The following is a 19,945-nucleotide window of genomic DNA, read 5'->3' as shown; positions in this document are numbered from 1 at the left end:
CTAGACTTTCTCCATGACGGTGCGCCCAAGCAGGCCGGCGGGGCGGAAGATGAGCACGGCGATGACCAGCAGGAAGACGAAGACCAGCCGGTAGGAAGCGCCGTCCGGCACGAATGTCTGCGCCAGCACTTCGATGCCGGCAATGATCAGTCCGCCCAGTATGGCGCCCGGCATCGAGCCGAGGCCGCCGATGACCGCGGCGGAAAAGCCGAGCAGGCCGGCCATGACGCCGAAGTCGAACCGTGTCACGCCGGCATAGCTTGCGAACAGAAGTCCAGCGATGGCGCCGATAGCCGAGGCAATGCAGAACGTCGCACGGAAGACGCGTGCATCGCGGATGCCCATCATGCGCGCCACGACCCGGTCCTCCGAGGCCGCCCGGATGCGCAGCCCGAGCGGGGTCATGCGCAGGAAGACAAACAGCATGGCAACCAGCGCGACGGTCAGCACCACCACCAGCAGCGCGAACCAGCTGATGGCAACGCCGGAGATTTCGAAAGCCATGCCCGACACCAGGCGCGGGAAGGCATGCGGGTTCGATCCCTGCGGATAGAGATGGCGGATCAGCTCGCGGATGACGATGCCGAGCGCCACGGTCGCCACCAGCGCCATCATGGCGGGCGCATCGCGGAAGCGCCTGATGACCACCTTGTCCAGCAGGACGCCGATCAAACCGACGGCGAGCACGGCGACCGGAACCGCAAGCATCAGCCAGGCGGGCCCCGAGGCGCCAAGAGCGGTCGCCAACGCCTGGGCAAGCGCCAGCGTGATGAACGGCGCCGTCATCGCGACATCGCCGTGCGAGAAATGAATGACGTTCAAGACACCGAAGATCAGGCTGAATCCGATCGCCAGCAAGGCATAGATGCAGCCAAGGGTTATCCAGTTCACCAGTTGCTGGACAAGCAGTTCCGCCATGCGGTCGGTCTCTCGATTGAAGCCTACAGGTATCAATCGCCATCCCGGGCGGACAGAACGAATCTCCGAACTCACGAGTCACAATTTCCGAATTTCGTCACTGAATACGCGCCCGTACACTGATGATCAGCCGACGATCACGATCGGCCGGGTCGCTACGACGGCGGCAGATAATTCTGTTTGAGGTGGAACCATGCAAAACAGGCGCAGTGCGCTTATCCGCGTATCGTCAATTCTGGCCGGCTCTCTGTTTGCCATCGCCCTGGGCGCCGCCCAGGCACAGGCCGACCAGATCAAGCTCGGCTTCATCGGGCCGCTCTCCGGCGGCAACGCCCAGCAGGGCCTCGGCGCCCGCAACGGCTTCCTGCTCGCCATCGAGCAGGCCAATGCCAGCGGCTATCCGCACCAGGTGGAAGGCGTCGTGCTCGATGACGCCTCCGATCCGGCCGTCGGCGTTTCGGCGGCGCAGAAGCTGGTCAACGATCCCGCGGTGGTCGCGGCAACGGGGCATTGGAACAGCTCGGTCGCGTTGGCGACGATCCCGGTCTTCAACCGCTCGCAGATGCCGTTCATCGTCTGGGGCGCAGTCAGCCCGAAGATCACCGAACAGAACTTCCCCAACGTGACCCGCGTGACGCCGACGCTGGTCAACGAGAACAAACCGCTGGCCGAAGCCATCGCCAAGCAAGGCAAGATCAAGAAGATCGCCATCATCTCCGACACCACCGACTACGGTGCGGCCAACACCAAATGGTTCGGCGATTTCTTCAAGGCGGCCGGCGGCGAGGTCGTTTCTTCGGATGCCGCGGCTGTCGGCACGACCGATTTCCGCGCCATGCTGACTACCGCGAAGGCAGCGTCGCCCGACGCGGTCTATTTCGGCGGTGTCGTCACCGAAGCAGCGCTGGTGCGCAGCCAGATGGCCGACCTCGGCATGGGCAATCTGCCGATGTACGGAATTTCAGGCATCTACGACCCGAAATTCATCGAGATCGCGGGAGCTGCCGCCGAGGGCACCATCGCCGGAACTCCGGCCGTCCAGTCGAACCCCAAGCTCGAGGAATTCAACAAGGCCTATGAAACCAAGGCTTATCCCGATCCCGCCGGCTCCTATGCGAAATATGCCTACGAGGCGACGCAGATCCTGCTTCAGGTCATCAAGGAAAAAGGCCTCGACGACAAGGAGGCGCTGAGCAAGGCCATTCGTGACATCCACCACGATGGCATTCTGGGAGACGTCTCGTTCGATGCCAACGGACAGACCAACATGGCTATCGACATCGACATGTTCGTCGTCCGCAGCGGCAAATGGGAGAAGATGTAACTTACCTGATCGACGCCGCGCCCGTTCTCAGTGGCGCGGCGTCGATCACCTTCATCGCCGAGCTCGCAAAAGTCCTGACCGGAGCGCCTGACCATGAATAACGAGGCTGGCCACGGCGCACCTCGAAAGGCCGTCGAGATCAAGGGCGTCTCCAAGGTGTTCGGCACCTATCAGGCGCTGAAGCCTGTTTCCTTCGACATCTACGACAACGAGTTCTTCACGCTGCTCGGCCCGAGCGGCTGCGGCAAGACCACCCTGCTGCGCATGATCGCCGGTTTCGAGCAGCCGACGGCGGGGCAGATTTTCCTGCACGGCTCGGACATACAGGGACTCCCCCCGCATAAGCGGCGGGTCAACACCGTCTTCCAGAGCTACGCCCTGTTTCCGCATATGAGCGTCGAACAGAACATCGGCTTCGGGCTCGAAAACCTCGGCTGGTCAAAGGGCCGCCGCGATGCGCGCGTCGCCGATATGCTTCGTCTCGTCCATATGGAGGCCTTTGCCGGGCGCAAGCCGCAGCAATTGTCGGGCGGCCAGCGCCAGCGCGTCGCGCTCGCCCGCGCCCTGGCGCCGGAACCGGAAGTGCTGCTGCTCGACGAACCGCTCTCGGCACTCGACCTGAAGCTGCGCCAGGCCATGCGCGACGAGCTGCGCATCCTGCAGCGCAAGACCGGCATCACCTTCGTCTTCGTCACCCACGACCAGGAAGAAGCGCTCGACATGTCGGATCGCATCTGCGTTCTCGGCGATGGCGAGATCCAGCAGCTTGGCACACCCGCGGCGATCTACGAGGAGCCGTCGAACCGCTTCGTCGCCGATTTCATCGGCGAGACCAACTTCCTCGATGCTGACGTGATTGCCGTGGACGGCGAGCAGGCAACCGTGAAAACGCAGCTCGGCATGACCTTGACGGCCTCTCACAAGAAAGCGGTCGCCGGCCAGAAGGCCTTCATCTCGATACGTCCGGAAAAAATCAGCCTGCCCGCGCAGGACAACCCGATCGCTGTCGACGGCACGATCATGAGCACCAACTATCTCGGCGGCTACACATACTATCTGATTGAAGCGGGCGGCACCAAGCTGCGCATCTCCAAGCGCAACAGCGTCAGCCGCGGCCAGATGTTCGAAATCGGGCAATCGGTAAAAGTCGGCTTTGCCGCCGAATCCGTGCGGATCCTCGGCGCATGAAGGCACACACAAAAAGTCCTGGCTGGAATGTCCTCGGCCTGCTGCCGGCCCATTTCATCATGCTGCTGACGCTGATCATCCCGATCGGCATCATCATCGTGGTGTCGTTCTCGACGCGCGGACCTTACGGCGGGTTCGAATATGTGTTCACCACAGCGCCCTACAAGCAGCTTTTGTTCAACGAAGGCTGGACCGGCGAGATGGAGTTCAATCCGCAATATCTCATCGTTGTTGCCAGAACGCTGGTCCTGTCGGCCGTGACAACATCGATCTGCCTGCTCCTGAGCTTCCCGGTCGCCTATTTCATCGCGCTGCAGCGGCCGGCGATCAAAGTGCTGCTGATCTATCTCGTCACGCTGCCATTCTGGGTTTCGATGATCGTGCGCGTCTATTCCTGGATCATCATCCTGGGCAAGGACGGTGTCGTCGAAAAGACCCTTCGCGGTCTCGGCCTCGTCGACAACATGGACTCGCTGCTGTTCGGCAACACCGCCATGCTGCTCGGTCTCGTCTACAGCTACATTCCGCTGATGATCCTGCCGATCTTCGCCTCGATCGAGAAGCTCGACCCTGCGCTCATCGAGGCGTCGCATGATCTCTATGGCAACCGCCTCACCACATTGCGCCGCGTTATCCTGCCCCTCACCCGGCCCGGCATGATCGCCGGCGCGATCCTGGTGTTCGTTCCAAGCCTCGGCGCGGTCCTGGAGCCGACCCTGCTCGGCGGCGGCAAGACCATGATGATGGGCAATCTCATCCAGCTACAGTTCGGTGGCGCCCGCAACTGGCCGCTCGGCGCCGCCATCGCCATCGTGCTGATGGCCGCGGTCATGGTCTTCCTGATTTTCCAGGGTCTGCGCTCGATGCGCACCGAAGGCCTGGAGCGTGCGGCATGAACGCGGACGATGATGTCAGGCGCTATCCGGGCTTCGGTCTCTTCAGCGCGATCTTCTTCGCCTATCTCTATTTGCCCATCGCCGTCGTGGTGTTCTACTCTTTCAATGCGAACCGGATCGTCTCCAATTGGGGCGGCTTCTCATTGCACTGGTACGCCACCGCTTTGTCCAACGCCAACCTGATGACAGCGGTGAAGACCTCCCTGCTCGTCGCCACGGTCGCCACAGTCGCCTCGACCCTTGTCGCGTTGATGGCGGCATTGGTGCTGGTGCGCGGCCGCGATGTCCGCTTCCGCCGCATCTCCGAAGCGGTGGTGAACCTGCCGCTGCTCCTGCCCGAAATCGTCGTTGCTGTCGCCGTCCTGATCCTCTTCTCCGAGATCGGGCTCGCCAACGGAATGGTGAAGCTGATGATCGCCCACACCACCTTCTGCATCCCGTTCGCCTTCCTGCCGATACGCGCCCGCCTGCAGGGAATGGACTTCGATCTGGAGGAAGCCGCCCGCGATCTCTATGCAACCGGTTGGGTCGCCTTTCGTCGCGTCACGCTGCCGCTCATCCTGCCGGGTGTTTTCGCCGGCGCCATGCTCGCCTTCGTCATCTCGATGGATGATTTCATCACCAGCAACCTGTTGAATTCCGGCGGCGCCACCACGCTGCCGGTCTACATTTTCTCACTGATCAAGCAGGGCGTGTCGCCGCAGCTCAACGCAATCTCGACCTTGATCATGATTGTTTCGGTGGTGCTGGCGACCGTGGCCTTCGTGCTTCAGCGACGGCAATAGCAGCGGCGTAGTTTTTCCTAATCAAGGCGTCGGGCAAATCGAATTTATCGAACCCGACGGTTTGTTATCGTCGCCCCTGGGAGAACAACAAACAGGGGAATGACATGACGACCAAAATTGCAGCGCTCGCCATGGCCGGTGCCATGAGCCTCGCCTTTAGCGCGCCCGCTGTCGCCGAGGGCAGCCTGGCCATCTACGCGTGGGCGGATTCCATCTCGCCCGAGATGGTCACGAAATTCGAGAAGGAAACCGGCATAAAGATCACGGTCGACGCCTTCTCATCCAACGAGGACCTGCTGACCAAGCTGCAGGCCGGCTCGTCGGGCTACGACATCGTCACGCCTTCGCAGCACTTCGTGAAGATCATGATCGACAGCGGGCTGCTTGAGGATTTCGGCGCCAGTTCGATGGCGGCCTACAGCCAAGTCCTGCCGGACTGGCAGAAACCGTGGTGGGATGCGACAGGCAATCATTCGATCCCGCTCGCCTTCGGCAATGCCGGCTACACCGTCAACCGCGACCTCTACAAAGGCCCGGTCGACAGCTGGAAGATCTATTTCGAGCCACCGGCGGAGCTGCGCGGCAAGATCGCCAGCCTGGCGCAGCCCGACGAAGTCATTCCGGCAGCGGAAAACTATCTCGGCATCAAATATTGCAGCGAAGACCCGCAGGAGATGAAGCGCGTGCTCGACCTCTTGCTGGCGCAGAAGCCATTCGTGGCGGCCTATTCCAGCGACAACATCGAAAACCGCATCGGCAGCGGCGAGGTTGCCGCCCATTTCTGGTGGGACGGCAACACCATGAGGCTTCGCCGCAACGACAAGGCCAATGTCGAATACGCGATGCCGAAAGAAGGTCTGGTCGGCTGGCTGGATTCCTATGTCGTGCCGAAGGGCGCGGCCAATATCGAGAACGCCAAGAAGTTCATCGATTTCATGACCCAGATCGACAACGCGACGGCGCAGTACAATTATTACGGCCACTCTTCGCCGGTGAAGATCGACGAGAGCAAGGCGCTCTACAACAAGGAGAACGCTCCGGAGCTGTTCCCGACCGTTCCCGTCAAGATGGGCCAGGCCTGCTCGCCGGCGGCGCAGGAACTCGTCACCAAGGTCTGGACGCAGCTTCTGCAATGAGCCGCTCAGCCGGGGCGCGCGCCGCCCCGGCATCTCCATTCTCAAAGGGGCTGGCCATGCAGACCGAAAATCTTGACTACGATTACATCGTCATCGGCGCAGGCTCGGCCGGTTGTGTCCTTGCCAATCGCCTGAGCGCCAACCCGTCCCACAAAGTGTGCCTGATCGAAGCCGGCGGCAGCGATAGCGGGCTGCGGGTCAAGGTGCCTGCCGGCATCCTCTCGCTCTACGGCAATCCGAACTATGACTACTGCTATGTCGGCGTGCCTCAGCCCAACCTCAACGGCCGCAGGATTCCGGTCAATCGCGGCAAGGCGCTGGGCGGCTCCAGTTCCATCAACTCGATGGTCTACATCAGGGGCGCCGCGCAGGACTATGACGAGTGGTCGCGACTCGGCTGCGCAGGCTGGGCATTCAGCGACGTGCTTCCCGTCTTCAAGAAGCTTGAGCGCAACCTGCTTGGCCAGGACCCGCACTACCACGGTACAGGCGGGGAACTGCTGGTCGACAAGCCGCGCGATCCGAATGTGCTGTCGTCGATGTTCGTCAAGGCCGGCAACAATGCCGGTCTTCCGGCCAACAGCGACTTCAATGCCGAAAGCCAGTTCGGCCTCGGCATCTACAATGTCACCCAGGATCGCGGCCAGCGCTTCAGCAGTTTCACCGCCTTCATGCGCCCGGTGCTCGATCGCAAGAATCTCACAATCCTCAGCGAATGCGAAGTGATCGACCTCGATATAGCCGAGGGGCGCGCGACAGGGGTACGGGTGCGGCACAGGGGCGAGCAGAAGACGCTGTCGGCCCGCCGCGAAATCGTGCTTTCGGCCGGGGCGATCAATTCACCGAAGATCTTGCTGGCGTCCGGCATCGGCGCAGCCGCCGAGCTGCAGGCGATCGGCATAGAGCCGATTGTCGATCTGCCGGGCGTGGGCAAGAACCTTCAGGACCATATCGACGGCATGATCACGGTCCGCTCCTCGAGCACGAAGACGCTCGGCCTGTCGCTGCCCAACCTGCCCCGCGTGCTGGCTGCGCCCTTCCGGTATTTTGCCGGCCGCAAGGGCATGCTCACCACCAACTACGTCGAAGCCGGCGGCTTTGCCCGGACGAAGTATACGAACGGCATTCCCGACATCCAGTTCCACTTCGTGCCCGGCTATCGCAGCCATCGCGGCAGGCTGGTGGAGTACGGCCATGGCTACGCAATCCACACCTGCGTGCTCAGGCCCAAAAGCGTCGGCGAACTCAAACTGTCAGGCCAGGCATCGAACCGGGATGTGCTGATCGATCATCGCTTCTTCTCGAACGACGAGGACGCCAGGGTGCTGGTGGAAGGCATCAAGATCGCGCGTCAAATCTTTGCCGCATCCGAGTTCGACCCGATCAGGGGGACGGAGATGCTGCCGGGCAAGGATGTTCGCAGCGATGACGAGATCCTCGCCTATTTGCGTGCCGAAGCGCTCACCGTCTATCATCCGGTGGGGACGTGCAAGATGGGGACCGACGCGATGGCAGTCGTCGACCCGGCAACGCTCAAGGTGCGCGGCATCAGTGGCTTGCGGGTCGCGGATGCGTCCGTGATGCCGAAGCTAATCGGCGGCAACACCAATGCCCCCAGCATGATGATCGGGCAGCGGGCAGCGGAGATGATCCTGGGCCGGGGATAGTTTCTGTAGCGCAACTCCAGGAAAGGCGTGCAGCGGCCTTCCTTCAGTAGCCGCGCAAAAACAATGAGTTGGAGCGGTTCAGTGAATCAAACATTGAACCGGCGCTTTTGCAGCTGGGCTGCGGCGGGCACGCGCCGTCGAATTCAAGCGGCTTGATCGTCCCGCTCATCCGCCTCGCCGTTGATCTCGCGCAGCAGCCTTTCGATGTCGGCCTTCGGGAGACGGTTCGGCGAGTTGGTCGCGCATCAGCCGGCGCAACGTCGAGGTCAGCGCGCCCGGCGTCGCATTATGGCGCGCCAGCAGTGCCCGCTCGCTGATGACCCCATCCAGGACACCGAGTGCCATGTCGCGCATCACTTTCTCGTCGAGAGAAAGCGACCCCACCTGATCTCGGCGAGCGCCCGGCTGGATCGCTTGAGCAATCGAGCCGCGGTTGTGCGCGTAACTTACGACCCCTTCGCCCGGCAATTGCACCAGAGCGTGACGCACAGGTGTACGCGAGACGCCAAGGGTCGCCGCGATCTCCGCCTCGTTGATCCGCTCACCGACTTGAATTCGCTCGAAGAACTGAGCCCGAAGCTGATTGCGAATGCGTTCCTGGAGCGGCGAGGCTGCGGTCATACTGACCCTGCATGCGCGCCGCCGGGCCGAGCCGGATCGAAGCCGAACCGCATGCGTATTCCGAAGACATGGACACGACAAACATGGCGCGCCACTACATCGCAACTTGGCTATCGTGGCCTTGGGAGACGCGGTTTACCACCGAGATGAAATCCGCGACCAGCTTGTCCGGCGTGCCTCGATAATCGATGGCGATGACGCATTCCTGCATGGTCGGGCTTATTTGGCAGCCTGATCGTAGCCTTCGTGCTGTCGCTCAATGGCCTGAATATCTCGTTCTACCCGGCGCCACGCCTACCATGCCATCGGTCGCCTGGAGCGCACTGCGCTATGGCGTCAAGCCGGAGCTCTATGCGCTTCGTCGATCACCAACATCATGGTATTTGCCGCAATCGCGGTGCTTTATTTCGTTGCACGCTCGGACAGAAACGGCCGATGGAGTGACATGTCATGCTTGTGGTGCTTTCGGCGGGCCGGAATTCTGGTGAGGCCTGCTTGCACGTCCTGCATTGTGCCCCAGGGGCTGGCGAATGACGATGGAGGTCCCCGACGAGAAAGTCGATTGTATCGTCATCGGCGCCGGCGTCGTCGGCCTGGCGATTGCGCGGCGGCTGGCGCTCGAGGGACGCGAAGTTCTTGTCGTGGAGGCCGAGGACAGCCCAGGGCTGGGCACGTCGAGCCGCAACAGCGAGGTCATCCATGCCGGCATCTACTATCCGAAGGGCAGCCTGAAAGCGCAGCTATGCGTCGAAGGAAAGAACGCGCTTTACCGCTATTGCAAAGCGCGCGGGATTCCGCACAAACGCATCGGCAAGCTGATCGTCGCCGCCAGCGACGCGGAATTGCCGATTCTGGAGGGGATCCGGACCAAGGCTGCGGACAATGGTGTTGCGGACCTGGAGATGCTCAGCCGCGCGGATGTGGAACGGCTTGAACCTGAACTGGAGGTTGCCGGCGCGCTTTTGTCCCCAAGCACGGGGATCGTCGACAGCCGCGCGCTGATGCTGGGGCTACAGGGCGATGCCGAGAATGCCGGTGCCACCTTTGCGTTTCGCGCGCCGGTTCTCGGCGGCAACGTCGCCGAAACGGGCTGCGAGCTCCAGTTTGGCGGCGATATGGAAGGCTATCGGATCGCCGCAAATCTGGTCATCAATGCGGCCGGATTGTCAGCCCATCTCGTTGCCCGGAGCCTTGCGGGCGGGCATGGCGGCAAAATCCCAGATGTCACCTATGTCAAAGGCAATTATTTTGCGCTTGGACGCCGCCCGTCCTTCAACCATCTTGTTTATCCGGTTCCGGAACCAGGCGGCCTCGGAGTTCACCTGACGCTGGATATGGCCGGATCGGTTCGTTTCGGGCCGGACGTCGAGCCCGTCGATGAGGTCGGCTACGCGGTCGACCCAACTCGGGCCACACCATTTTACGCGGCCATCCGACGCTATTGGCCGGGGCTGAGGGACGGGGAACTGGAGCCGAGCTATTGCGGGCTGCGGCCTAAAACGAACGGGTTGCAGTTCGGCGATTTCGACGTTCTGGCAGATCCGTCCGGACGGCTGATCAGTCTTTTCGGGATCGAGTCACCTGGCCTGACAAGTGCGCTCGCCCTGTCGGATAGGGTTGTCCAACTAGTCAGAACGACGAACTTCGTCTTGCTTTAGCCTTTGACCGCTCCAGCGGTCATGGAATCCTGATATCTGCCGATACATCACAAGACCCAGCAAGGCCGGCGGCAAGGCGCCCAGCATCATGACCGCGGAAGCGGTTCCCCATTTTACGCCGCCGCCGCTCGCGGCGAAGAAGAAGGACGCGCCGACCGTCATCGGCACGGCACGGCTGGTTGTCAGCATGAGGCCGAAGAGGAACTCGTTCCAGGCAGTGATGAAGCCGAAAATGAAGGTTGTGACGAGCGCCGGTCGGATGACGGGCCGGACGATCATCATCATCACCTGCAAGGAACTTGCGCCATCGACTTTCGCCGCCTCGTCGAGTTCGACCGGTACATCTGAAATCGCGTTCACCAGGATGACGAGCGCAAGCGGCGCGTTGACGATGGTCAGGATGAGCCCGAGCCCGATCCGCGTATCGAGCAGGCCCAGCCACTGGTACATCATGTAAAGTGGGATCGCGAAGATGATCAGCGGCACGGCGCGAAGATTGATGACGATCGGCAGGACCAAGCGCTTTCCCGCCTCGCTACGCGCGATCGCATAGGCAGCCGGGAACGCGAGCACGATCGCAAGGCCGGTTCCGATCAGCGCCGCCACGGTGCTGTTCAGCAGGTAGGCATAGATGTTGAAGCGGCTGGTCTGCGTCAGAACCTCCAGGTAGTTGTCGAGCGTCGGTTGGCTGATCCACAAACCGGGGTTCGTCGAAAGCTCGCGCTGGCTTTTGAGCGATGTGATCAGCGTCACGATAATGGGGAAATTCATCGCCAGCACGGCGATGGCAAAAACGATCCAGCGCAGTGCCCTGACCATCGTCAACGCTTCCTGCGGCCGGCAAGCCGGTTAAGGCCGTGGAGAACGATGAACGACGCCAGGAACAAGACAACCGAAGCGGCGACCGCCTTGCCGATAGCCCCTTCCTTGAAGAAGGCCTGGTAGATGTAGATCGACAAGGACGTCGTTGAACCGCCAGCGCCACTGCCGGTCAGCGCATAGACATTGTCGAACACCCGGAAACCGTCGATGAAACGGATGAAAAACGCGATGACCAGCGTCGGCTTCATCAACGGCAGGTCGATCCACCGAACGATCTCAAACGGTGATGCGCCATCGAGCGAGGAGGCTTCGCGCACGTCGAGCGGTATGGCCGAATACGCCATGTAGAAGAGCAGGAAGGCGAAAGGCGTCCATTGCAGCGTCTCCACGACGACAAGGGTGCGGAAGGCATTGTTGATGTCGAGGAAGGCCGGGCTGTCGCCAAACCATTCGAAGAGATAGTAGGGGACGGGGCCCGCGAATTCATGCAGCACCAGCCGGTACATGAGACCGACCATGGCCGGCGCGACCATAAGCGGCAGCATCAACGGCGCCATCAGGACTGGTCGCTTGCTCAGAAGCGGCGCCAGGAAGATGGCAAGGAAAAGGCCGATCAGACATTCCGCTGATGCGGTAAGAATACCGAAGCGCAGAGAGAACCAGGCCGAGCTCCAGAATTCGCGGTCGTTCAACACCGCGACATAGTTGGCGAAACCACTCAACACCGGACTGCGCAGCGTCTCGAATGTGACGGTCGAAACGGAATAGATCAGATTGACGATCGCCGGAAAGCCGAGGAACAGAAGCAGGAAGCCGACCAGCGGCGTCAGATACATCCTGCCTTCGGCACGTGTCACAAGGGCCATGTCGATCCGCCAAACGCGCCGGACACCGAGCCTCGACCCGGCGTCCGGCAAATGGTTCATTTCTTGAGAAGGTCCTGCATGCCCGCCTTGGTGTGGGCGAGCGCATCCTCGAGGCTCTGCTGGCCGGACCAGTAGCCGGTGAACTCCTTTGCCTGCAGTTCATAGACCGGGAGCGCACTCGCGGACGTCGCTCCGGTCATGACATAGCCGTACTTGCTGGCGAATTCGCCGAGCTTGACGAGGTCGGGACGTTCCTTCGCAACCTTGGCGACGACATTGGGAGACAATGCCGGCGAACCGCCGCTGCGCGCATAGAGCAAGGCCGCATCCTCGGTGGCGAGCCACTTCAGGAACTTGACGGCGCCTTCCTTGTTCTTGGCGTTCTTGTTAAGGCCCAAACCAAGGCCGTGGATGTGATCGGCGCGTCCGTCGGGACCTGCCGGTGGCGCGACGATCCCGGTCACCTCGGCGACGGCCGGGGATTTTTCGGTGCTGGTCAGATCCGCCGCCGCGGCATTCCACTGCAGCGCCGTCGCGGCCTGGCCGGATGCGAAGGCCGCGTTGGTTTCCGCATATTCGTAGCTCAGCGAATCCTTGGGCGAAGAACCGGCATCATAGAGCTTCTTGTAGAGTTCGAGGCCGGTCTTGTAGGCATCGGAATCCACCGTGACATTGCCGTCCTTGTCCATCCAGTCGCCGCCGTAGGAACGCGGCAGGGACTGGAAGACCATCATGTTGAACAGCAGGTTCTTCATCTGCAGGACTGTGCCATAACGCACCGGGCTGTCGGGGTTCACCTGCTTGGTGAAATAGAGGGCGGTGGCCGCCCAGTCGTCCCAGGTCCAGCTATCCGGGTCTTTCGGCTGCAGGGGCTTGCCGAGATATTTCCGGGCGATTTCACCATAGGTCTTCCTGGCGGCGTCATCCCTGATCAAGGCGTCGATGAGATCCTTGCGGTAGGACATGAAGTGCAACGAAAGGTCTGTCGGGACGCCGTATTGCTTGCCGTCGAACTGCATCGTCTTGAGAACGGATTCGCCGAAAATCTTGGCCGCGTCCGCGCCAAGATCGACCGGCTCCATATAGGGCGCGTAGCGACCGAGCGAGTAGGTGGCGACGAGGTTCACGTCGAAGGCACTGGATCCGGCCGCCATGTCAGCCTGCAGCTTGTCGTAAAAGCCTTCCCGGTTGAAGAACAGCAGTTCCACCTTGTCGGCATCGCTGGCCTGCTTGTTGTAGGTTTCCACGGTTGCCCGCAGTGCGGTTTCCTCGGAGCCGCCAGGCCAGCCGAGCACGGTCACGGTTGCGTTGGCAAAGGTCGGCAAAGCCGTCCCCGCAAGGAGGGTGGCCATAAGCGCAAAAGATGTCCTGCTCAATTTCATGATCGTTCCCTTCTTTTTTGATGATTTTTGCATGACACGACCGGGGCGCCGTTACCTTGCCCGTTCGGCAAGATCGGCAACACCGATGACGCCGGCGTGGCCTCCGAGCTTCGCCGCCACGAGATGGGGGGAAAGGCGCGGCGGGACCTCGCTCAGATGTGCGCGCACCCGGTCGAGATAGCCTTCTGCAAGACCGATGCTGCCACCGATGACGATCAATTTCGGATCGAACATCATCTGAATGTCCCGGCACAGCGCCGCGACCCGCGAGGCGCTTCGCGAGACGATGGCGCCGGCCCAGTCCTCGCCCTTCAGCGCGTGTCCGAACACATCGGCGGCGTCCGCCTTGGAACCGGCCTTGAGGGCCTCCGAAGCGATCCAGCGGCCGGACGTGCTGTCTTCGAGCGGAGCCCGGTCTTCAGACAGACCACGGATCAGACCGAAGTGACCGGCTAGACCGGACAGCAATCGGCCGTTGCAAACGATGCCGCCGCCAATTCCGGTAGAGATGGTCAGAAAGACGATGTCGCGACCTTGCCCGGCGCCGAATTTGTATTCGCCCCAGGCAGCCGCCTGGGCATCGTTGAACGCACAGACCGGTTTGCCGAAAACAGCGGATGCCCTTTCGACCAGCGGATAGCCGTCGGGAATGCCAAGGGTTGCCGGATTCAATGCCGACCAGCGTCCATCCTGCACCAGTCCGGTCACCGCAATGCCGATGCGGCTGAAGCGGCTCGACCAGGCTGACGTGCTTTGCGCGAGGGATGCCAGCCAGGCGTCGGGTCCAGCCTCTCGCGCGGTCCGCACGATCTTGTCCTCGATCACCGTGCCATCGCAGACCAGCGCGGCCATGGTCTTGGTTCCCCCGATGTCGATGCCCAGGACGGATGGGCCCAGGACGGATGGGCCCAGAACGGTTGGGCCCAGGACACTTGTGCCAAGGGCGGTTTGCGCGCCCCTCGCCGCATAGGCGTCGGAAAGCGCCTGGTGGAACCATGAGGTGACGTGCTCGGTACGGGTGATCGCCGAGCCGACAACCACGGCACAGGCGCCGGCGCGCGCGGCGGCAGCCGCCTGCTCAGGCGACCGGATACGCCCTTCGGCAATGACGTAGGGGGTCAGGGTTCGCATTTGAGCGATGAGGGCGATGTCCGGATCCTCCGGCTCCGGCCCGCCGACATAGCCGGAAAGCGTCGTGCCGACGAAATCGACACCCGTGGCAAGGGCCCGGCGCGCATCGTCAAGGCAAGAGCAATCGGCCATGGTCAGTTTGTTCCGGGCCTTGACGGCTTTTACAAGCTCGTCGACAGGAACGGGACGGACACGGTCCGTCGCATCGAAAGCGATGATATCGGCGCCGGCCTCGGCCAGGGCCTCGACATCGGCCAGATAGGGTGTGATGCGCACAGGGCTGTCGGTGAGATCGCGCTTGACTATACCGATGATCGGCACGCGGACGGCCAGGCGGGCGGCCGCGACATAGGGCACGGATTCGATGCGCAGCGCCTTGGCTCCGGCTTCAACAGCGGCCCTGGCAAAGCCTGTCACGAATTGCGCACTGTCCATCGGGCCGCCGGGAACCGGCTGGCAGGACACGATGAGACTGTTGGCAATGTCTTCCCGCTGCACGTCGGCACTCCCTTGTCGCCATCACGATAAATGGAAAATACCAGATTACAACCAGTTCATAACTGGTATTATCTTTGCAGCTCGAAGACGAAATCGTAGACGTCGCCTTTGTAGCGTGTCTCGCAGTATTCCACGATCTGTCCGTCGGCGAGAAAGCAGCGGCGCTCGGTCATCAGCAACGGTGCGCCCGCGTCGCAATGAAGGTGTTTTGCATCCTCCAGCGATGCGCCGCGCGAGCGCATGCGCTGGATTGCCCTCTGAGGCAGGAAGCCGCGTGCATCAAGCGCTTCATAAAGGGAATCCTGAACCATCTCGGGCGAAGGAAGGAAGCGAACCGGCACGGCCGAGACCTCGACGGCGATCGGCGCGCCATCGGCTGTCCGCACACGACGCATGCGAACCACATTGGTATTGCCCGCAATACCCAGGGCCATCATTTCGGCCGGGGATGGACGGCTTATCTGCTTGGAAAGCCATAGACATCCAGGCTTCAGGCCGCGCGCCAGAATGTCCTCCGAAAAGCTCGTCAGCGTCGAAAGCGATTTCTCGACCCGCGACCCGATCTCGGTTTTGGAACCGTGCCGGCGATTGAGCTGCCCTTCCTCTTCGAGCAGCGCCAGGGCCTTTCTCACAGTGACTCGCGAGATCGACAGGGCTTCCGCCAGAACCCGCTCGCCCGGCAGAACCGCGCCGGCTTTCAAAGCATTGGAACGGATCGCTGCCTCGATCGCCGATTTCAACCGTCTGTAAAGCGGCACATCGGACGCTGTCGCTTCCATTTCCCGACTGACAAGCCCGATCAGGTTCACGGTTGTCATTGCCCTTCCTCCCGCGCGAGAAGCACCCAGGATCAAAACATTCCTGACTGGACCTATACTGGTATTATCAATCCGGTGCAAACGGCCAGCGGACGGTGCTTCGCCGCGCCCTCAGCGCATCACGATCCCTTAGCGAACCCTCGGTGACAGCTTCATGGAGATGCGATCGCAGGCAGCCCGCAGGACCTCCAGAGTAAAGGCATGGCGGCTTTCACGCGTATGGCGATTGATATAGGCGACGATAATGGAGGCGACGGCGCTGCCGTCCGGTCCGATGACCGGACAGCAGATATCGGTGATGCCGACGAAGTCGCGGCTTTCGCGCATCCAGTAGCCGTCCGCGCGGATGGTACGAAGCTGCTTTTCCAGCGCGTCACGATCCAGCGGCGCCGGTGAATGCGCCGCACATTCATCGATCATCCGCGCTGCGACCTTTGGTGACTGGAAGGCAAGTATCACATGGCCGGAGGTCGCGTCGGTGGCCAGGCGGCCGTAGCCGAGGCGCAGCGTGAACGCCATGTCCTCGCCGCCGGGAGCGGCCGCGGTCACAACGGTCAAGCCATGATTGAAGACGACCAGGTGCGGCGACTGATTTGAGTCCCCGGCAATCTGCGTCAGCTCGGGCATGGCGGCGGACATGAGATCCTGAGCGCTCGGCGTGTGCAGCCCCAGCTTGAAAAGCTTGTCGGTCAACGAATAGGCGTCGGTCTCGGCGTTGCGCTCGATATATTGACGCTCCTGCAGCGCGATCAGCATCCGGAAAATCTCATTCTTCGAACGGCCGAGGCCTTCCGCGATCTCCTTCATCGTCAAGGGCGCCCGCGCCTCCGCCAGCAGTTCCAGGACATCCAGACCCTTGGTCAGCGCCGGGGCCGAATAGGTCGGTTTGCCACTCTCTTTTGCGTCATCTGCCATTCGAAGAATCCCCGGTGGTCCCGCACGATAGAGACAAGAAATCGGAATTGCCATTGGTTTTATATCCAAACTTGACACCATATATAAAACTGACATGATGACGGGGACAATGAATTTCGAGGCCGACCCGATGACCGTACCGAGACCTGCAAACACTGTCCGCGCGACCATCATTCCCCGGAACAACAGTGTTTACACGTCGGTCGATTTCGATCGCGAGGGCAAGCAGATCGGTTTCTTCCATGTGCCCCAATCGCCGCACGACGATGCCTGGGGCACGGTCCGCGTTCCGCTCGCCGTCATCAAGAACGGTGACGGTCCGACGGTCCTGATCGAGGGTGGCAACCACGGCGACGAATATGAGGGGCCGATCGCGCTCGGCGAGCTTCTGCGCGAGATCGATTCACGGGATATTGCCGGACGCATCATTGCGATTCCGGCCATCAACATTCGGGCCGTCGAGGCCGGCACCCGCACCTCCCCGGTCGACGGGTTAAATTTCAACCGCAGTTTTCCGGGCGATTTCAACGGCACGCTGACAAGCCAGATCGCGGCCTATGTGCATGACATCCTGTTTCCGAAGGCCGACTACTTCCTGGATCTCCATTCCGGCGGTTCGTCCCTGATGATCCTGCCGAGCGCGATCATCGAGCCCTCCCCGACCGCGCAGGGGCATCGCAAGAACATCAAGGCGACGCTCGCCTTCGGGGCGCCGACCGTTGTCATGGTCGACAATCTCGGTGAAACCCGGACCTCGACCGCGTCCGCCAACCACCAGGGGCTGATCGTCATCGGCAGTGAGATGGCCGGCGGCGGCCTTGTCAGTCCGGATGCGCTGGCCATCTGCCGTAGGGGCATCCGCAATGTGCTGAAACATGCAGGCGTTCTGAATGGCGCGCCTGACATCGCCCCTGGCGCCAACGCGCGCGTGCTCAAGGTTCCCGGAAGCGAAGGCTATCTGCTTTCCGAGGAGGACGGTGTCTTCGAACCCTTGAGCCCGCTCGGCAGTGCCGTCAGCAAAGGCGACCTTGCCGGACGCATTCACTTCCTCCACACGCCGTCACGCGCGCCCATCGATCTCCTTCACCCCATCGACGGCATCGTTTTCGCCAAGCGTCAGCCCGGCCGCGTGCGTCCGGGGAATTGCTGCTTCGTGCTTGCCAACGAATATCCGGAGGCACTGACCGATGAGCCATGAGGACATCATGGCGGCTGCCCGGCGCATTGCCCCCTTCATACGGCGCACCCCGGTCGTCAAGCTCGACCATGCCACGGGCGCAAACCTTCAAAATGATGTCTATTTGAAACTGGAATGCCTCCAGGTGAGCGGCTCCTTCAAGATTCGGGGCGCCACGAACCGGGTTAAAACGCTCGAGCCAAGCCGGATCAAAAACGGACTGATCGCCGCATCCGGTGGCAATCACGGCCTGGCCACCGCCTATGTGGCTGCCCGGGCCGGCGTTCCCGCCACCATCTACCTGCCGAACAATGCAAGCCCGCTGAAGGCGGAAAAGCTGCGCAAATGGGGGGCTGACGTTCGCTTCGAAGGCAATGTCTGGGATGAAGCGCATGAGGCGGCATTGGCCGAGGCAAAGGCGAGCGCCGCCTTCTACATGCATCCCTTCGCCGATGCGCAGATCGTGTCCGGTCAGGGAACCGTGGCGCTGGAGATGGTCGATCAAATGCCCGATGCCGACATCTACATCGTCGCGATCGGCGGTGGCGGGCTCATCAGCGGCATGTCCGAAGTCCTGAAGCACGTCAAACCCGAAGCCAGGATCATCGGTGTCGAGCCGACCGGTTCACCGACCCTTCACGCCTCCCTGGCTGCCGGCCGTGTCGTTCGCTTGCCCGAGATAACGACGAAGGTGGCGACCATGGCCTGCGGCCGCACGGACGAAAGCATCTACGAGATCGTCGCCAAGCACGTCGACGACATTGTCCTTGTCGAGGATGCGGACATGCAGAAGGCCGCTGAATTGCTCTGGTTCGAATTCGGCATCGCCGCCGACCTCAGCGGCGCGGCATCGCTGGCCGCCTTGATGAGCGGCGCTTTCAAGCCACCGCGCGGCGCCCGCATCGCCGGGCTTGTCTGTGGCGCCGGTGTCGAGGGCCTGAATGGCTGAGGTTGAGCAAGGCCGGTCCACGCAGACGCGGCCCTGACATGAATACGGCACGAGTGCCGCGAAATACCGCCGGAATGCCTGTCACTGGGACGGTCGTCGTGCGGGACATGAAAAAGAGGCGAAGAATCGTCCTGTCGCAACAAGAGGAGAACTGAAACATGCGCATTTCCCTGAAAGCATCCATTGCTCTGCTCGCACTCGCCATCGCGACGCCCTCGCTTGCCGCGGAAAAGGTTTTGGGGCTTGCGGCAATCGACCTGCAGAACTCCTTCTTCGTCCGCATGAAGGAAGCGGGCGACGTGGCTGCCGCCGACTATGGGGTGAAATCCACTTGGCAGAGCGCCGAGGGCAGTCTGGAAAAACAGGTCAGCATCATCGAGAATTTCATCAATCAGGGCGTCAGCGCGATCCTGATCGATCCGATCGACAAGAACGCGGTCATTCCGGTCATCCAGAAAGCCACCGCCGCCGGCATTCCGGTGATCACCATGGGCAACAAGGTCGAGGCCGGCTCGAACTATTCGACGCTCTATCCGGACTACGACAACATGTCGATGGTTGCCCGCGCGCTCGGCAAGTCGCTTGGCGGCAAGGGCGAAGTCGCCCTGCTTGTCGGTTCGCGTGGCAACTTCGTGTCCGACACGCGCGAAAAAGGCTTTGTCGAAACCCTGAAAAAGGAGTTTCCGGACATCAAGGTTGTCGGCATCGAGCCGACCGGCTGGGATGCCGCCAAGGCAACCAATGCCGCCCAGACATGGCTCACCACCTATCCGGATCTGAAGGCCATCGGCTGCATCTCCGACAGCCTTTGCCTGGCAGCCGATTCAGTCGCCAGCTCGATGGGAACCCAGTTGCTCTACGGCGGCTATGACGGCGACGCCGAGATGAAGCCGCTGATCGACGACGGCAAGATGGTGATGGACGTGCTGACCGGCGCCTATCGTGTCGGCTACTGGAACATCGCCGTTGCCGCTCGCCTGGCCAACGGCGAAAAGCTGCCGCAGGATCTCTACATGCCGACCTATTTCGTGACCTCGGATGCGACGGCCGCGAAGCTCAAGGCGGATGGTCTCACCTTCGAATACATCAACACCGACAAAGAGGCGGTGGAAGCCAAGAACTATACCGAGCAACTCGGTCCCAAGGTTCCGGCGACCGCCATGACCCTGGCAAAGTAACAGCCTAAAAGCGGCT

The 19,945-nt window shown here is 61.7% G+C and carries 17 protein-coding genes and 1 pseudogene; 10 read left to right on the top strand and 8 right to left on the bottom strand.

Going from position 1 to position 19,945, the window contains the following annotated elements; genetic code table 11:
* Positions 1-918, bottom strand: a complete 918-nt coding sequence (locus tag EOB80_RS01930; RefSeq protein ID WP_127326474.1) for a branched-chain amino acid ABC transporter permease — start codon at positions 916-918, stop codon at positions 1-3.
* Positions 919-1,111: 193 nt separating this feature from the next.
* On the opposite strand from EOB80_RS01930, the gene EOB80_RS01925 reads away from it, so the two are divergent.
* The 6 genes from EOB80_RS01925 to EOB80_RS01900 all read left to right on the top strand — a co-directional run bounded on the left by EOB80_RS01925 (position 1,112) and on the right by EOB80_RS01900 (position 7,914).
* On the top strand, positions 1,112-2,242 hold the full coding sequence (locus EOB80_RS01925) for a branched-chain amino acid ABC transporter substrate-binding protein (protein WP_127271535.1): 1,131 nt from the start codon (positions 1,112-1,114) through the stop codon (positions 2,240-2,242).
* Between the two features lie 93 nt (positions 2,243-2,335).
* Positions 2,336-3,430 carry an ABC transporter ATP-binding protein gene (locus EOB80_RS01920; RefSeq protein WP_127326473.1) on the top strand — a complete coding sequence of 365 codons (1,095 nt, stop codon included), beginning with the start codon at positions 2,336-2,338 and terminating at the stop codon, positions 3,428-3,430.
* The gene (locus tag EOB80_RS01915; protein ID WP_127326472.1) at positions 3,427-4,326 is read left to right on the top strand and encodes an ABC transporter permease; all 900 of its coding nucleotides are present in this window, start codon (positions 3,427-3,429) and stop codon (positions 4,324-4,326) included. Before EOB80_RS01920 ends, EOB80_RS01915 begins: the two co-directional genes overlap by 4 nt.
* Positions 4,323-5,111: an ABC transporter permease gene (locus tag EOB80_RS01910; protein ID WP_127326471.1), complete on the top strand. Its 789-nt coding sequence runs from the start codon at positions 4,323-4,325 to the stop codon at positions 5,109-5,111. Before EOB80_RS01915 ends, EOB80_RS01910 begins: the two co-directional genes overlap by 4 nt.
* A gap of 104 nt (positions 5,112-5,215) precedes the next feature.
* The gene (locus EOB80_RS01905) at positions 5,216-6,247 is read left to right on the top strand and encodes an extracellular solute-binding protein (RefSeq protein WP_127326470.1); all 1,032 of its coding nucleotides are present in this window, start codon (positions 5,216-5,218) and stop codon (positions 6,245-6,247) included.
* A gap of 56 nt (positions 6,248-6,303) precedes the next feature.
* A complete protein-coding gene (locus tag EOB80_RS01900; protein ID WP_127326469.1) occupies positions 6,304-7,914 on the top strand; it encodes a GMC family oxidoreductase N-terminal domain-containing protein in 1,611 nt (536 codons plus the stop codon).
* Between the two features lie 165 nt (positions 7,915-8,079).
* Here EOB80_RS01900 and EOB80_RS01895 read toward each other — a convergent pair whose 3' ends face one another.
* Entirely contained in the window at positions 8,080-8,535 is a 456-nt protein-coding gene (locus tag EOB80_RS01895) for a GntR family transcriptional regulator (RefSeq protein WP_127326468.1), read from the bottom strand.
* 530 nt (positions 8,536-9,065) lie between these two features.
* On the opposite strand from EOB80_RS01895, the gene EOB80_RS01890 reads away from it, so the two are divergent.
* Positions 9,066-10,193, top strand: a complete 1,128-nt coding sequence (locus EOB80_RS01890; protein WP_245466222.1) for an NAD(P)/FAD-dependent oxidoreductase — start codon at positions 9,066-9,068, stop codon at positions 10,191-10,193.
* On the opposite strand, the pseudogene EOB80_RS01885 reads toward EOB80_RS01890, so the two are convergent.
* The 6 genes and pseudogenes from EOB80_RS01885 to EOB80_RS01860 form a co-directional block, all read right to left on the bottom strand.
* Positions 10,190-11,012, bottom strand: a pseudogene (locus tag EOB80_RS01885) (carbohydrate ABC transporter permease). The gene EOB80_RS01890 and the pseudogene EOB80_RS01885 sit on opposite strands and share 4 nt — an antisense overlap.
* 2 nt (positions 11,013-11,014) lie before the next feature.
* Complete coding sequence (locus tag EOB80_RS01880) at positions 11,015-11,881, bottom strand: sugar ABC transporter permease (protein WP_127321545.1); 867 nt, start codon at positions 11,879-11,881, stop codon at positions 11,015-11,017.
* A gap of 56 nt (positions 11,882-11,937) precedes the next feature.
* Complete coding sequence (locus EOB80_RS01875) at positions 11,938-13,233, bottom strand: sugar ABC transporter substrate-binding protein (protein ID WP_245466221.1); 1,296 nt, start codon at positions 13,231-13,233, stop codon at positions 11,938-11,940.
* Between the two features lie 81 nt (positions 13,234-13,314).
* Entirely contained in the window at positions 13,315-14,892 is a 1,578-nt protein-coding gene (locus EOB80_RS01870) for a putative N-acetylmannosamine-6-phosphate 2-epimerase (RefSeq protein ID WP_127326466.1), read from the bottom strand.
* Between the two features lie 68 nt (positions 14,893-14,960).
* Positions 14,961-15,710, bottom strand: a complete 750-nt coding sequence (locus tag EOB80_RS01865) for a GntR family transcriptional regulator (RefSeq protein WP_127326625.1) — start codon at positions 15,708-15,710, stop codon at positions 14,961-14,963.
* Between the two features lie 129 nt (positions 15,711-15,839).
* Positions 15,840-16,625 (bottom strand): IclR family transcriptional regulator, encoded by a 786-nt coding sequence (locus EOB80_RS01860; protein ID WP_127326465.1) that lies wholly within the window; start codon positions 16,623-16,625, stop codon positions 15,840-15,842.
* Between the two features lie 94 nt (positions 16,626-16,719).
* On the opposite strand from EOB80_RS01860, the gene EOB80_RS01855 reads away from it, so the two are divergent.
* From EOB80_RS01855 to EOB80_RS01845, 3 genes are all read left to right on the top strand, one after another.
* Positions 16,720-17,823 carry a succinylglutamate desuccinylase/aspartoacylase family protein gene (locus EOB80_RS01855; protein WP_245466220.1) on the top strand — a complete coding sequence of 368 codons (1,104 nt, stop codon included), beginning with the start codon at positions 16,720-16,722 and terminating at the stop codon, positions 17,821-17,823.
* Positions 17,813-18,751, top strand: a complete 939-nt coding sequence (locus tag EOB80_RS01850) for a threonine/serine dehydratase (RefSeq protein ID WP_127326464.1) — start codon at positions 17,813-17,815, stop codon at positions 18,749-18,751. Before EOB80_RS01855 ends, EOB80_RS01850 begins: the two co-directional genes overlap by 11 nt.
* Positions 18,752-18,909: 158 nt before the next feature.
* A complete protein-coding gene (locus tag EOB80_RS01845) occupies positions 18,910-19,929 on the top strand; it encodes a sugar ABC transporter substrate-binding protein (protein ID WP_013530435.1) in 1,020 nt (339 codons plus the stop codon).
* Positions 19,930-19,945 lie beyond the last annotated feature (16 nt).

It is taken from the genome of Mesorhizobium sp. M7A.F.Ca.MR.245.00.0.0 (assembly GCF_003997415.1).
Classification (GTDB): domain Bacteria; phylum Pseudomonadota; class Alphaproteobacteria; order Rhizobiales; family Rhizobiaceae; genus Mesorhizobium.
This window is presented reverse-complemented; position numbering and strand designations above follow the sequence as displayed.

What these genes read in the sequence shown, in the direction of transcription:
- EOB80_RS01925 (WP_127271535.1), top strand. Translation starts at nt 1,112, where the DNA reads ATGCAAAACAGGCGCAGTGCGCTTATCCGCGTATCGTCAATTCTGGCC.
- EOB80_RS01880 (WP_127321545.1), bottom strand. Translation starts at nt 11,881, where the DNA reads ATGGCCCTTGTGACACGTGCCGAAGGCAGGATGTATCTGACGCCGCTG.
- EOB80_RS01910 (WP_127326471.1), top strand. Translation starts at nt 4,323, where the DNA reads ATGAACGCGGACGATGATGTCAGGCGCTATCCGGGCTTCGGTCTCTTC.
- EOB80_RS01895 (WP_127326468.1), bottom strand. Translation starts at nt 8,535, where the DNA reads ATGACCGCAGCCTCGCCGCTCCAGGAACGCATTCGCAATCAGCTTCGG.
- EOB80_RS01905 (WP_127326470.1), top strand. Translation starts at nt 5,216, where the DNA reads ATGACGACCAAAATTGCAGCGCTCGCCATGGCCGGTGCCATGAGCCTC.
- EOB80_RS01915 (WP_127326472.1), top strand. Translation starts at nt 3,427, where the DNA reads ATGAAGGCACACACAAAAAGTCCTGGCTGGAATGTCCTCGGCCTGCTG.
- EOB80_RS01920 (WP_127326473.1), top strand. Translation starts at nt 2,336, where the DNA reads ATGAATAACGAGGCTGGCCACGGCGCACCTCGAAAGGCCGTCGAGATC.
- EOB80_RS01930 (WP_127326474.1), bottom strand. Translation starts at nt 918, where the DNA reads ATGGCGGAACTGCTTGTCCAGCAACTGGTGAACTGGATAACCCTTGGC.
- EOB80_RS01890 (WP_245466222.1), top strand. Translation starts at nt 9,066, where the DNA reads ATGACGATGGAGGTCCCCGACGAGAAAGTCGATTGTATCGTCATCGGC.
- EOB80_RS01855 (WP_245466220.1), top strand. Translation starts at nt 16,720, where the DNA reads ATGATGACGGGGACAATGAATTTCGAGGCCGACCCGATGACCGTACCG.
- EOB80_RS01845 (WP_013530435.1), top strand. Translation starts at nt 18,910, where the DNA reads ATGCGCATTTCCCTGAAAGCATCCATTGCTCTGCTCGCACTCGCCATC.
- EOB80_RS01860 (WP_127326465.1), bottom strand. Translation starts at nt 16,625, where the DNA reads ATGGCAGATGACGCAAAAGAGAGTGGCAAACCGACCTATTCGGCCCCG.
- EOB80_RS01865 (WP_127326625.1), bottom strand. Translation starts at nt 15,710, where the DNA reads ATGACAACCGTGAACCTGATCGGGCTTGTCAGTCGGGAAATGGAAGCG.
- EOB80_RS01875 (WP_245466221.1), bottom strand. Translation starts at nt 13,233, where the DNA reads ATGGCCACCCTCCTTGCGGGGACGGCTTTGCCGACCTTTGCCAACGCA.
- EOB80_RS01850 (WP_127326464.1), top strand. Translation starts at nt 17,813, where the DNA reads ATGAGCCATGAGGACATCATGGCGGCTGCCCGGCGCATTGCCCCCTTC.
- EOB80_RS01900 (WP_127326469.1), top strand. Translation starts at nt 6,304, where the DNA reads ATGCAGACCGAAAATCTTGACTACGATTACATCGTCATCGGCGCAGGC.